Annotated in this window: 12 protein-coding genes; 6 read left to right on the plus strand and 6 right to left on the minus strand. The window is 66.9% G+C overall.

All coding sequences use genetic code 11. From position 1 onward, the window contains the following. Positions 1-113: 113 nt before the first annotated feature. The gene (locus EOE66_RS08595) at positions 114-1,445 is read left to right on the plus strand and encodes a polysaccharide lyase domain-containing protein (protein WP_164885035.1); all 1,332 of its coding nucleotides are present in this window, start codon (positions 114-116) and stop codon (positions 1,443-1,445) included. A 33-nt stretch (positions 1,446-1,478) separates the two neighbouring features. Here the strand turns inward: EOE66_RS08595 and EOE66_RS08600 are convergent, their stop codons facing one another. The 3 genes from EOE66_RS08600 to EOE66_RS08610 all read right to left on the minus strand — a co-directional run bounded on the left by EOE66_RS08600 (position 1,479) and on the right by EOE66_RS08610 (position 5,922). Beyond that, positions 1,479-2,696 carry a pyridoxal-dependent decarboxylase, exosortase A system-associated gene (locus EOE66_RS08600; RefSeq protein ID WP_245478954.1) on the minus strand — a complete coding sequence of 406 codons (1,218 nt, stop codon included), beginning with the start codon at positions 2,694-2,696 and terminating at the stop codon, positions 1,479-1,481. A 221-nt stretch (positions 2,697-2,917) separates the two neighbouring features. Further along, the gene (locus EOE66_RS08605; protein ID WP_128228234.1) at positions 2,918-4,264 is read right to left on the minus strand and encodes a UDP-glucose dehydrogenase family protein; all 1,347 of its coding nucleotides are present in this window, start codon (positions 4,262-4,264) and stop codon (positions 2,918-2,920) included. A gap of 62 nt (positions 4,265-4,326) precedes the next feature. Beyond that, the gene (locus tag EOE66_RS08610) at positions 4,327-5,922 is read right to left on the minus strand and encodes an acyl-CoA ligase (AMP-forming), exosortase A system-associated (protein WP_128228235.1); all 1,596 of its coding nucleotides are present in this window, start codon (positions 5,920-5,922) and stop codon (positions 4,327-4,329) included. Between the two features lie 213 nt (positions 5,923-6,135). Here EOE66_RS08610 and EOE66_RS08615 point away from each other — a divergent pair, with 213 nt between their 5' ends. The 5 genes from EOE66_RS08615 to EOE66_RS08635 all read left to right on the plus strand — a co-directional run bounded on the left by EOE66_RS08615 (position 6,136) and on the right by EOE66_RS08635 (position 10,084). Beyond that, positions 6,136-6,387: an acyl carrier protein gene (locus EOE66_RS08615; protein ID WP_128228310.1), complete on the plus strand. Its 252-nt coding sequence runs from the start codon at positions 6,136-6,138 to the stop codon at positions 6,385-6,387. Between the two features lie 4 nt (positions 6,388-6,391). Beyond that, positions 6,392-7,318 (plus strand): hydrolase 2, exosortase A system-associated, encoded by a 927-nt coding sequence (locus EOE66_RS08620; RefSeq protein ID WP_128228236.1) that lies wholly within the window; start codon positions 6,392-6,394, stop codon positions 7,316-7,318. Beyond that, entirely contained in the window at positions 7,315-8,193 is an 879-nt protein-coding gene (locus EOE66_RS08625) for a hydrolase 1, exosortase A system-associated (RefSeq protein ID WP_128228237.1), read from the plus strand. The genes EOE66_RS08620 and EOE66_RS08625 overlap by 4 nt, the downstream gene beginning before the upstream one ends. A gap of 215 nt (positions 8,194-8,408) precedes the next feature. After that, positions 8,409-8,909: a tetratricopeptide repeat protein gene (locus EOE66_RS08630; RefSeq protein ID WP_128228238.1), complete on the plus strand. Its 501-nt coding sequence runs from the start codon at positions 8,409-8,411 to the stop codon at positions 8,907-8,909. A 23-nt stretch (positions 8,910-8,932) separates the two neighbouring features. Beyond that, positions 8,933-10,084, plus strand: coding sequence for a GNAT family N-acetyltransferase (locus EOE66_RS08635; protein WP_164885036.1), 1,152 nt, complete (start codon positions 8,933-8,935; stop codon positions 10,082-10,084). A 342-nt stretch (positions 10,085-10,426) separates the two neighbouring features. Here EOE66_RS08635 and EOE66_RS08640 read toward each other — a convergent pair whose 3' ends face one another. From EOE66_RS08640 to EOE66_RS08650, 3 genes are all read right to left on the minus strand, one after another. Then, positions 10,427-11,524 carry a DegT/DnrJ/EryC1/StrS family aminotransferase gene (locus EOE66_RS08640; RefSeq protein WP_128228311.1) on the minus strand — a complete coding sequence of 366 codons (1,098 nt, stop codon included), beginning with the start codon at positions 11,522-11,524 and terminating at the stop codon, positions 10,427-10,429. A gap of 77 nt (positions 11,525-11,601) precedes the next feature. Next, positions 11,602-12,183, minus strand: a complete 582-nt coding sequence (locus EOE66_RS08645; protein ID WP_128228240.1) for an acyltransferase — start codon at positions 12,181-12,183, stop codon at positions 11,602-11,604. A gap of 2 nt (positions 12,184-12,185) precedes the next feature. Continuing rightward, positions 12,186-12,406 (minus strand): Gfo/Idh/MocA family oxidoreductase (locus EOE66_RS08650; protein ID WP_245478955.1); only part of this gene is annotated, 221 nt, incomplete at its 5' end.

Below are 12,406 nucleotides of genomic sequence, written 5' to 3' on the forward strand. Positions count from 1 at the left end.
TCCTCACCCTGGGGTTGGTACTGACCGCCGCAGTGGTTCTGGTGCTCGCGCTACGTTCGAATGGCGGCCCAGGGGCGGTCTGGCAAGCTTGGCAAGAACGCCACCCTACCGAAATGGTGCGCCATGCCCGCCGCCGTCTGGAAGGACATCCGAACCTGGAAGCAGTGGCACTGCCAGTTCTAGCGCGTATAGAAGCGCACTACATCCGCGAACCGGCGCTGCCCTTGCGTGACCTGGGCAAGGGCGTGCGCCCCTTGGGTCTGACGCCTCAGGACTACGACACGGCAGGTCGCCCCCTGCCCTCCCTGCCGGCCGCCACGCTGCCGGCACGCCAGGCCCGGCGTGTACTGCTGTCCACCGAATCCTTGGCAGAGGCCCTGCGCGACGCCCGTGCCGGCGAAGTGCTGGAACTCGCACCCGGCACCTACCGCTTGCGCAGCCGCCTGGATACCGGCCAAGCGGGCCAGCCCGGCGCGCCGATCACGCTGCGCGCAGCCCAGCCCGGCAGCGTCACGCTGGAGGTGGATACGGTGCAGGCCGTGGTGGCTGCGCAACCCTACTGGGTCTTCGAGAACCTGGTGTGGCGCGGTGTCTGTGCCTCGGACGACCGCTGCGAGCACGCACTGCATGTGGTGGGCGGCGCCGTGGGCGTGGTGCTGCGCAACAACCGTTTCGAGGACTTCAACGCCGCGATCAAAGTGAATGGCGAGAACGGGCTCTGGCCCGATGCCGGGCTGCTGCAGTTCAACACCTTCAGCAACCAACGTGCGCGCCGCACCGACAAACCGGTGACGCCCATCGACCTGGTCGGCGCGAGCCATTGGCAGGTGCTGGACAACCACATCGAGCGTTTCATCAAGCTCGGCGGCAATGGCATTTCCTTCGGCGTTTTCCTGAAGGGCGGCGGCGAAGGTGGTCGCATCGAGCGCAACTTGGTCGTTTGCACGCCAGAGGCCGTGGCGCAGCGCGGGCAACGCGTGGGCATCTCGCTGGGCGGTGGCGGCACCGACGTCGGCTCTTGCCGGCGCCAGCCCTGCGATGCAGAGCATGTAGGTGGCGTGGTGGCCAACAACGTGGTGGCGCACTGCAACGATTCGGGCATCGACGTCTTCCGCAGCCCGGGCGCTTCGGTGGCGCATAACACCCTTGTCAACACACTGGGCGTGATGGTGCGCGAAGCGCCGGCCCAGGCGCGGCTGCAGGCCAATGTGGTGGAGGGCCGCCTGCAGCAGCGCCGGGGCGCCCGGCTGGAGAGCCTGGAGAACCTGGAAACAGGCCGGCTCGCAGCCCTGATGGCGCAACCCGACGCGCTGGACCTTCGCTGGCAGGAAATGCCCGCACTGGCGAGCCGGCCCGAGGGCGTCACCACCGATTTCTGCGCCCGGCCGCGCGCTACAGCCAGCCCGCCGGGCGCCACGCAGGCGGCGCGCTGCGAGGCTCCCTGAACGCAATGCGGCCGCGTGCGAGCAGCAGGGCCGCTACACCAGCACTTCCACGCAGGCCGGGTGCCCCAGGAAGCCCTGCGGGCTGGCACTGGGGCCGTATGCGCCGCTCTGGAACACCGCCACCAGATCGCCCACCTGGGCCACCGGCAATTCCATGCGGTCGCCCAGCAGGTCCAGCGGGGTGCACAGCGGGCCGACCACGCTGGCCGCTTCACGCTCCTCGGCGCCGGCCGCCCCGGCGGCACGCCAAGCCACCGCCACCGGGTAGTTCTTGCGCACCACCTGGCCGAAGTTGCCGCTGGCCGCCAGCGCATGGTGCAGGCCGCCATCGGTGACCAGGTACACCTGCCCGCGCGAGACCTTGCGGTCGACCACCCGTGCGATGTAGACGCCCGCCTCGCCCACCAGGTAACGCCCCAGTTCGATGACGATGTGCGCCTGCGGCAGCTCGGCCTGCGCGCGTTCGCTCAAGGCGGCCAGGTTGGCGCCGATGGGAGCCAGGTCGAGCCGCTGCTCGCCCGGGAAGTAAGGAATGCCGAAGCCCCCGCCCAGGTTCAGGAACTTCACCGGCGTGTGCGCCAGCTGCGCCAGGCGCAGCGCCAGTTCATAGCTCTTCTGCTGCGCTTCGCAGATGCTTTCGGCGCGCAGGTTCTGCGAACCGGCATACAGGTGGAAGCCTTCGAAGGCCAGGCCCTCGCGCGCGGCGAAGTTCAGCAACTCGGGCACCACGTCCACGTCCACGCCGAACTGCTTGGGCCCGCCGCCCATCTTCATGCCCGAGCCCTTCAGCTCGAAATCGGGGTTCACGCGCACGGCCACGCGGGCCGGCAGGCCCAGGGCCTGCGAAGCGGCGGCCAGCACCGGCAGTTCACGCAGGCTTTCCACGTTCACCAGCACGCCGGCGGCCACGGCCTGCACGAGCTCGGGGTCGCGTTTGCCGGGGCCGGCAAAGCTGATCTCGGCCGGGTTCGCGCCTGCATCCAGCGCCACCTTCAGCTCGCCGGCCGAGGCCACGTCGATGCCTTCCACCAGCGTGGCCATGTGCTGCACCACGGCAGGCATGGGGTTGGCCTTCATCGCGTAGTGCAGCTTCACCGCGGCCGGCAGCACCGCACGCAGCTGCGCCACGCGGGCCTGCAGCAGCTCGCGGCTGTAGGCGTAGAACGGGGTCTGGCCGACGCGCGCGGCCAGGCGCGAGACGGGGGTGTTGCCCACCCGCAGCTCACCGTGCTGCCATTGCCACTGAGACATCGCAGCGTGGACGGGTGGTGTACGGGTTGTGGGCAGATTCATGGGGGGGTTCCACCCGCCGAGCTGCTTGACATGCAGCCCCGCATGGCGTTCAAGGTCGCGGTCAAAGAAACCGGCATGGCTGCGTGTTCGAAGGCAACGGCAGCGATAGCCAGGGGGCGCTCGCTACCGAACGCTGCCCCGCTTCATTATCGCGCCAGCGGGCCAGCCCGCAGCAGTGGCTAGGCGAGCTGCGAACCGGCCCGAACCCCACGCCCGATGCCCACGTACTCCAGCCCCATGGCCTGCATCAGCTCGGGCTCGTAGAGGTTGCGGCCGTCCAGCACCAGCGGCCGCCGCAGGGTGGCCTTGATGTGCTCGAAGTCAGGCGTGCGGAACTCGCGCCACTCGGTGACGATGAGCAATGCGTCGGCCCCTTCCAGCGCCGCCTGCGCTGAAGGCACGGTGGTGAAACCCTCCACATGGCTCAGCAGGCGTTGGGCCTGCGGCATGGCCACGGGGTCATAGGCCTGCACGCGCGCACCGCGGCGCGTCAGTTCTTCCACCACCACGCGGCTGGGCGCTTCGCGCATGTCGTCGGTGTCGGGCTTGAAAGCCAGGCCCCAGAGCGCGAAGGCGCGTCCCCGAAGGTCTTCTCCAAAACGCTGCACCACGCGCTGCACCAGCACCTGCTTCTGGGCGCCGTTGGCCGCTTCCACGGCGTCCAGCACGCGCAGCGGCACCCCGTTGTCGCGGCCAGTGCGGATCAGGGCCTTCACGTCCTTGGGGAAGCAGGAACCGCCGTAGCCCGTGCCGGGATAGAGGAAGTGCGTGCCGATGCGGGGGTCGCTGCCGATGCCCTTGCGCACCCACTCGATGTCGGCGCCCACGGCATCGGCCAGGTGGGCCAACTCGTTCATGAAGCTGATGCGCGTGGCCAGCATGGCGTTGGCAGCGTACTTGGTGAACTCGGCGCTGCGCACGTCCATCACCACCAGGCGGTCGCTGTTGCGCATGAAAGGCGAGTAGAGGGCACGCATCAAGAGCGTGGCGCGGTCGTCGTCGCTGCCGATGACGATGCGGTCGGGCTTCATGAAGTCTTCGATCGCGGCGCCCTCCTTCAAGAACTCGGGGTTGCTCACCACCGCGTAGCTCATGGGCGTGCCGCGCGCCGCCAGTTGCTCGGCGATGGCAGCACGCACCTTGTCAGCCGTGCCCACAGGCACCGTGCTCTTGTCGACGACGACCTTGTAGTCGGTCATGTGCTGGCCGATGGTGCGGGCCACCGCCAACATGTGCTGAAGGTCGGCGGACCCGTCTTCCTCAGGGGGCGTGCCCACCGCGATGATCTGCAGCGTGCCATGCGCCACCGCGGCTTCGGCGTCCAGCGTGAATTGCAGACGGCGGCCCGCCGCGTTGCGCTGGATGAGGACGTCAAGCCCCGATTCGTAGATCGGCACCTGGCCCTGGCGCAGCATGTCGATCCTGTGCGGCTCGACATCCACGCACATCACGTGATTGCCCATTTCGGCCAGGCAGGCGCCCGTCACGAGACCGACATAGCCCGCGCCAAAAACCGTGATCTTCATGCTGCCGCCCCGACATCGAGCCGACCCGCTTGGTCGACGCTGTCAGGCTAGCGGCTCAATATTCAAGCACCGTGACACTCATGCCATTCGGTCGAGAGCCGCTTGCGGTCGATCTTGCCGTTAGGGTTGCGCGGCAGCGGCCCGGCCATGGGCGTGATGCCGTGCGGCACCATGTAGGCAGGCATGTGCTTCTTGCACTCTGAAAGCACGGCCCCCACGTCGAGTGCGGCGCTTCCATCGGGCGCGGTGGCGATCACCTGGATGGCCTGGCCCAGGGTGGCGTGCTCCACGCCGAAGGCCACGCATTCGCCCACCAGCTTCGTGGCGTACAGCACCTCCTCCACTTCGGTGGGGCTGACCCGGTAGCCGCTGGTTTTCATCATCTCGTCGCGACGGCCGATGAAATACAGGAACCCCTCCGCATCACGCCGCACCGTGTCGCCCGAGAACACCGCCAGTTCGGGCAACTGCAGTGCAGCCTCGCGCCCACCCACGCCCACGGGCAGCGGCTTGTAGCGTTCGGCCGTCTTCTCGGCATCGCCCCAGTAGCCCTGGCCCACCAGTGCGCCCCGGTGCACCAGTTCGCCCGGCTCATCGGGTGCGCATTCGCTGCCGTCTTCGCGCAGCACCAGGATCTCGGCATTGGGGATGGCCTTGCCGATGCTGTCGGGCCGGCGGTCGACTTCTTCCGGGGGCAGGTAGGTGCTGCGGAAGGCCTCGGTCAGGCCGTACATCAGGAAGGGCTTGGCCTTCGGCACGCGCTGGCGCAGCAGCTGCAGGGTTTCACGCGGCATGCGGCCGCCGGTGTTGGCGAAGTAGCGCAGGTGGTCGTTGATGGCTGCCGGCCATTCCAGCTGCGAGAGCTGGATGTACAGCGGCGGCACGGCCGTCAGGCCCGTGACCTTCTCGCGCTCCAGCGCCTTCAGCACGTCGCGCGGCAACAGGTAGTTCAGCAGCACCACCCGCGCGCCGCTGTGGAACGCGGTGGTGAGCTGGCTGAAGCCAGCGTCGAAGCTGAGCGGCAGCGCCGCCAGCAGGGTGTCTTGCGGGCCATTCTCGAGGTAGCTGGCCACGCTCTTGGCGCCCGCCACCATGTTGCGGTGGCTGAGCACCACGCCCTTGGGCTTGCCGGTGCTGCCGCTGGTGTAGAGGATGGCGGCCAGGTCGGTGTCGATGACCCGGTGGCCGGCGCGGGCCGGCGTCTGCAGCAACTGGCCCCAGGTTGTGACGGGCAAGGTCACGCCGGGCGATGCCGAGGGCTCGGTCAGTACCACCTGCTGCAGGGCCGGGCATTCGGCCAGCACGGGCGCCAGCAAGGACAGGCGGTCGGGTGACGTGAGCAGCACCCGCACGCCGCAATCACGCAAGATGAAGCCCACCTGCTCGGGCTTGAGCAGCGGGTTCAGCGGCACGAACACCGCGCCCGCCGCCGTGGCACCGAAGCTGGCCACCACGGTCTCCGTGCGCTTCTCAAGGTAGATGGCCACACGCTGCCCACGCTGCAAGCCCATCGCCAGCAGCCCGCTGGCAAAGGCTTGGGTGGCCGAGGCCAGTTCGCCGTAAGTGCTGGAGGCTGCACCGTGGCTGAGGGCCACCGCCTCGGGCCTGCGGGAGGCAGCAACTTCGATCAGTTCGTGCAGCAAGTGGGCTTCAGGCATGGTTCAGAAGGTGCGCGGCCGCAGCGCTGCTGCAAGCAAAAAACAAGTATTGCACAGGGTTTTTTCGCATGTACGCAGGCGCCACGGGCCACGGCATGGCGGGGTGTGACCTTGTTCCGCAAAGCCGTGCCCACGGCTGGCGCAGGCTGGCATGGCCGCATTCGCCACCTAGAATTCCGGGCGATCCAGCTTGAACAACACACACCCATGGCCATGAACGTCGAACAAGAAGTCTTGAAGGTGCTCGACGAAGTGCTCAGCCTGGGTGGCCGCAGCGCCAGCTTCACGCGCGAGACCCACCTGCTGGGTGCCATTCCTGAACTTGATTCGATGGCCGTGGTGAGCCTGATCACCACCCTGGAAGAACGCCTGGGCGTGACGGTGGACGACGACGCCATCGACGGCGCCACCTTTGCAACGGTAGGCAGCCTGGTCGACTTCGTTGACGGCCTGCTCACCGGCTGAAGGCATGGCCACGACAGAGGCTTTCTACACCGCCGTGCAGCCCAGTCCCCTGGGGCAGCGCTTTTGCCTCTGGCACGCCGACGCCGCGCAAGCCCCACGTGCGCTGGTGGTGCACGTGCATGCCTTTGCCGAAGAGATGAACAAGAGCCGCCGCATGGTGGCGCTGCAGTCGCGCGCGCTGGCGGCTGCCGGCTTCGCCGTGTGGCGCATGGACCTGCTGGGCTGCGGCGACAGCGCCGGAGAGTTCAGCGACGCCAGCTGGGCGGCTTGGGTCGATGACGTGCTGGCCAGCGTGGCACTCGCACGCGAACGCCATGCCGCCACCTGGCCCGGCGCAGCGCCCCCTGAGCTTTGGCTGTGGGGCCAGCGGGCCGGCGCCTTGCTGGCAGCAGAAGCGGCGCAGGCGCTGGCCGAGCCGGTGAACCTGCTGTTCTGGCAGCCCAGCCTGCAGGGCAAGCAAGTGCTGCAGCAGTTCTTGAGGTTGGAGACTGCTGGCGCGCTGCTGGGCAAGAACCAGGAAGCGTCTTCAACGCAAGCGGACGCCAAGGGTGGAGCGCGCGCAGCTCTGGCACGTGGCGAAGTGGCCGCGGTGGCCGGCTATGGGCTGGCCCCAGCGCTGACCACAGGGCTGGAGGCCGCTCGCCTGGCTGCGCCAGCACGGCAGGCGCGCCTGGAGTGGCTCGACTTGGCGCCCGCCGCAAACCAGGAGCCGACACCAGCAGCCCAGCGGCACATCGAGGCCTGGACAGCTGCGGGTTGGCAGGTCAGGCATCGCTCGGTGGCCGGGCCGAGTTTCTGGCAGACGACCGAGATTGAGGAAGCGCCTGACCTGCTGGAGGCCACGACCCATGCGTTGCTGACTTCACCGATGGCGGTGCCGAGCTGCCTGGGACAGGCTGCACAAGCCGCCTTGCGGCAGGTGGCCGCATGAACTGGCAAGAACGCGCCGTCACATTCAACTGCCAAGGGGACCAACTGGTAGGAGTACTCGCAACGCCTGTCGAATCCACCCTCGCCAGTGGCACAGGCGTTCTCGTGGTGGTAGGCGGGCCTCAGTACCGGGCGGGTGCCCACCGGCAATTCGTGCAACTGGCCCGCGCACTGGCGGGCGTCGGTCACAGCGTGCTGCGGTTCGATGTGCGCGGCATGGGTGACAGCACGGGAGCGCCGCGCGGGTTCGAACACTTGAGCGACGACATCTCAGCCGCCCTAGGCGCACTCAAAGCCGAGCTGCCGAGCCTGCAGCAGCTGGTGATCTTTGGGTTGTGCGACGGGGCATCTGCGGCCCTGCTCTACCTGCACCGCACACGCGACAGCCGCATCGCCGGCTTGAGCCTGCTGAACCCGTGGGTACGCAGCGAATTGAGCCTCGCGCGCGCGCAGGTGAAGCACTACTACGCAGAGCGCTTCCTTGACCGCACCTTCTGGCGTCGTTTGCTGCGCGGCGAGGTCAGCATCGGGCGACGTTTGGTGGAGTTCCTGGGCAGTTTGCGCAGCAGCCTGGGCCAAGCAGAAGGGCGCGGCGATGAGCACGACCTGACTTTTCAGGAAAAGATGGCCGATGGGCTCGCGAAGTTCAGTGGGCGTTGCCAGATCGCGCTGTCGCAGCACGACATCACAGCCCAGGAGTTTGCAGATGCGCTGGCCCACCAAGCAATCTGGCGCAACGTGGCTGAAGCAGGTCTTATGGGCCAAGTGCAGGTGGTGCACCTGTCGAACGCCGATCACACCCTTTCGGGGCCCAACGACCGCCAACAGTTTGAAAAGGGGCTGGTGCAATGGCTCAACCTGAGGGGCGCCGCGTGAGTGCGGGCCCGAAGCGTGCGCTATGGGCTGCGCACGGCAACCCCCGTGTGCAGAGTCTCAGGCAGCAGGCGCTGCCGGGTTTGGTGACAGCATGCTTGCTGACCTGCACAGCGTGGCCCGTCAACGCGGTAGCGCAAGGGTCGGGGAACGCCTGCGGGCCCGTTGCAATCCCGGGGCACTACGGGCCATACGACTACGTCACGGAACGTGGGCGCTTGGAGATCGTGGAACGATTTCACTTCACGCCGCGGGTGGAAGCCCTGATTGGTGGCTCATCGGGCTACTTGGGGGGTGACCTCAGCTACACGTTGAACGCATCTCCCAACCACCATCGCGCGCTGGTGGCGGCGATGAACTTCGCCGCGCGCACCAAGAGCCCGACGCCGCCCCACATGACCCTGTCCGTGGAGTGCTACTTTGATCGCGCCACCCGGTTCAAGCCTTCAGACACCATAGTCAGGCGCCTTTATGCGATTTATCTGTCCCGCCTGAAGCGCGTGCCAGAAGCACAAAGGCAGTTGGAGGTGGCCGAGCACTTCGCCAAGCAAGCGCAGGACGGGATGTCCCTGCACAACCTGGGTCTGGTTTACTTGGAGGTGGGCTTGCCCGAGCAAGCCCTTCGCGTTGCGCATGAAGCCGCCACGATGGGCTTTGAAGGCACTCAGCTGCGGGAAGCTCTCCAGAAGGCAGGTCATTGGAAAGACCCGACTCAGTGATGCCCCTGGCAATTGGGCAAACGTTGAACCGCAGCGACCCCGACGCGTACACCTGCGAGCTGCATACCAGCACCACGGGCCCGGCATCGTGGGCCAAGCTGTTTGAATCGGCCGAAGCCGAGTCTGACTATTACTGCACCTGGGTGTGGTTCGACAACCTGGCTGCATGCGGCCTGCAACCTGAACTCAAGCGGCTCTGGTTGCAGATGCATCACCGCAGCGAAGGCAGCATCTTGGGGTTGCCGCTGCTGTTGCAGCCGCGGAGCGCCGCAGCACTGGGCGGCCCTGCCGTGACCGGGCTGTCCAACTTCTACAGCAGCCTCTATGCACCGGCAGGCAAAACCGAGGCGCTGAGCACAGGAGCACTTCGCCGCGCCTTGCGCGAGTTGGAGGCACAGCAAGTGCCCTGCCATGTGCTGGACCTGCAGCCCCTTGAGAGCGACGGGCCCTTCATCACAGAGATGACTTCCGCCTTGCGCGCCGAGGGGTACATCACCTACAGCTACTTCTGTTTCGGCAATTGGCATCTACCCGTCTTGGGCCGCAGCTTTGCCGCCTATGAAGAAACCCTGCCCTCGCGCATCAAGAACACCATCAAACGCGGGCGCAAGAAGCTGGACGGGGCGGGTGCCTGGACACTGCAGGTGCACCGCACGCCTGGCGCAGAGATGGAACGGGGCATTGAAGACTTCCAGACCATCTACAACAAGAGCTGGAAATCACCTGAACCCTTCCCGCACTTTGTGCCCAATCTCTGCCGCCGTGCGGCTGAGCGCGGTTGGCTGCGACTGGGCGTCATACGGTTTGGCAACACGCCCATCGCCGCACAACTGTGGCTGGTGAAAGACGGCCGCGCATTGATCTACAAACTGGCATACGACGAAGAGTACAAGCGCTTTTCGGCGGGCTCAGTGCTTTCAGCAGAACTGATGCGTCGTGCGTTCGATGAAGACCGCGTGGACGACGTCGACTATCTGACGGGAGATGATGGCTACAAGCGCGACTGGATGTCGCACCGCCGCGAACGAGTCGGCTTGCTGGCGTTCAAGCGCACTTCGTTGCGCGGGCTGGCGAGTGCCGCGCGTCATGTGGCCGGCTTGATGTGGCGAAAGTACCGAGCGAAACCGGTTGACCCGCTGTCAGGTGCCAACGCCAAGGATCCGACGGCCGAATGACGGCCCCACAGCCGTCAACTACGGCTGGCCTTGTTGGCATTGTGCCGGGCCCATGATCACATCCATCCGAGCCGCAAGAACCCTGGCACCAACCATGCTCAGATGGTTGTCGTCAAAGGACTAGGACAGGCCATCCGCCAAGCTCAACAGGCAATGGCCGGTCGCGCACAGCACGTCCGCGGCGCGGAACACGGTGACTCCCGGCTCCGAGCTGAGTTCCGTAATCGCCTTCTAGGGCGCTGCAAGCGCACTCCCTTATTCGGCTCTGGTTTACTTCACGACAGGACGGATCCTCGAAGGCGCGGAAAAGGTGCCGCGCCCAGCGGGATCCCTCGCCCCGGATCAGTTCCCCACGGCCTGGGCCAGTGCCGCCACCACGCGGTCCACCTGCGCCTCGGTCAGGTCGGGGCTCATCGGCAGGCTCATCACCTGATCGCCGGCCTGCACGCTGTTCGGGCAGCAGTCAGGGCAGCAGTGCTCCGCATAGGCCACCTGGTGGTGCAGCGGCTTGGGGTAATGAACGGCCGTCGGGATGCCCTGCTGCTTCAGTGCCTCCTGCACCGCCGCGCGGTTCTGCACGAACACGGTGTACTGCGCCCAAACGCAGTCGCGGTCGGCCCGCTCTGCCAGCAGCCGCACGCCCGGCACTGCAGCCAGCAATTCGCCATAGCGCGCACCCAGCCGCCGGCGCTGCGCCAGTTCCCACTCGAAGCGGTCGAGCTTGCCCAGGACCACCGCGCACTGCAGCGTGTCCATGCGACCACCCACCCCCACCCGCGTGTGCGTGTAGCGTTGGCTCTGCCCGTGCACGCGGATCTCGCGGCACGCCTTGGCCAGCGCGTCGTCGTTCGTGAAGATGGCCCCGCCGTCGCCATAGCAGCCCAGCGGCTTGCTGGGGAAGAAACTGGTGCAGCCCAGGGTGCTGAGGTTGCAGCTTTTGCCACCCTGGTAGCTCGCACCGAAGCTCTGCGCCGCATCCTCGATGACCGGCAGCCCGTGCCGTGCCGCGATCGCATTGATCTCTGCCATGTCGGCCACCTGGCCGTACAGGCTGACCGGCATGATCGCCCGCGTCTTCGGCGTGATCTTCGACTCGATCAGGCTTGCGTCGATGTTGCAGGTGGCCGGGTCGATGTCCACGAACACGGGCTTGCCGCCGGCCAGCACGATCATCTCGGCCGTGGCCGCGAAGGTGAAGGGCGTGGTGATGACCTCCTCGCCCGGCTTCAGGCCCAGTGCCATCAGCGAGATCAGTAAGGCCTCGGTGCCGCTGGAGACCGTGATGCAGTGCTTCGAGCCCGTGAAGGCGGCCAGCTTGGTCTCCAGTTCCTGCACCTCGGGGCCCATGATGTACTGGCCGTGGTCGAGCACGCGCTGGATGCGCGCGTTGATGTTCTCGCGCAGCGCAGCGTACTGGCTCTTCAGGTCGATGAAGTCCAGCGGCTGGGCCAGGGTCTTGGGCGATTCGGGTGCATTCATGTCGGTGCCTCTTGTTTCACGCAGTGGGCGGTGTCGGTTCAGGCGGTCTGCAGGCTGAGTTGGGCGCCTTGCAGCACGTAGCGGTCGCCCGTGTGCGGGCAGGTGGCCTCGGCCTGGCCCTGCAGCGGCAGCGGCAGGCGTTCGCCGTGGCGGCTCATCCAGCCCACCTGGCGCGCCGGCACGCCCACCATCAGCGCGAAGTCGGGCACGTCGCGGTTGACCACCGCGCCAGCGCCCACGAAGGCATACCGGCCCACCGTGGTGCCGCACACGATGGTGCAGTTGGCCCCCAGCGTGGCCCCCTGGCGCACGAGCGTTCGGCGGTACTCGTCCTTGCGCGTCACGGCCGATCGGGGGTTGTAGACGTTGGTGAACACCATGCTCGGGCCGCAGAACACGTCGTCTTCCAGCGTCACCGCGTCATAGACCGAGACGTTGTTCTGCACCTTCACGTTGTCGCCAATGGCGACGTCATTGCCCACATACACGTTCTGCCCGAACGAGCAGCGTGCGCCTATCCGCGCCCCGGCGCTGATGTGCACGAAGTGCCACACACGGCAGTTCTCGCCCAGCACGGCCCCTTCGTCGACGATGGCGCTGGGGTGGATGGTCGTGGCCATGCTCAGTACGCCAGCGGCAGGTTCATGCGCTTGCCATCCCGCGCCGACAGGTACAGCGCGATCAGCAGCTCCAGGCTCTTCAGACCTTCGCGACCATCGGTCTCGGGCTGCGCTTCGCCGCGCAGGGTGCTGATCACGTTGTCGTAGTAGCGGGGATGGCCGAAGCCGTAGACCGAGGTGGTCTCGTAGCTGGCGCTGGCGATCTGCTCGTCCATCGGATCGG

This window comes from Rubrivivax rivuli, assembly GCF_004016505.1.
Taxonomy (GTDB): domain Bacteria; phylum Pseudomonadota; class Gammaproteobacteria; order Burkholderiales; family Burkholderiaceae_C; genus Rubrivivax; species Rubrivivax rivuli.

Coding starts and splice junctions, on each gene's coding strand:
- EOE66_RS08595 (WP_164885035.1), top strand. CDS start 114: ATGGTGCGCCATGCCCGCCGCCGTCTGGAAGGACATCCGAACCTGGAA.
- EOE66_RS08600 (WP_245478954.1), bottom strand. CDS start 2,696: ATGTCTCAGTGGCAATGGCAGCACGGTGAGCTGCGGGTGGGCAACACC.
- EOE66_RS08605 (WP_128228234.1), bottom strand. CDS start 4,264: ATGAAGATCACGGTTTTTGGCGCGGGCTATGTCGGTCTCGTGACGGGC.
- EOE66_RS08610 (WP_128228235.1), bottom strand. CDS start 5,922: ATGCCTGAAGCCCACTTGCTGCACGAACTGATCGAAGTTGCTGCCTCC.
- EOE66_RS08615 (WP_128228310.1), top strand. CDS start 6,136: ATGAACGTCGAACAAGAAGTCTTGAAGGTGCTCGACGAAGTGCTCAGC.
- EOE66_RS08620 (WP_128228236.1), top strand. CDS start 6,392: ATGGCCACGACAGAGGCTTTCTACACCGCCGTGCAGCCCAGTCCCCTG.
- EOE66_RS08625 (WP_128228237.1), top strand. CDS start 7,315: ATGAACTGGCAAGAACGCGCCGTCACATTCAACTGCCAAGGGGACCAA.
- EOE66_RS08645 (WP_128228240.1), bottom strand. CDS start 12,183: ATGGCCACGACCATCCACCCCAGCGCCATCGTCGACGAAGGGGCCGTG.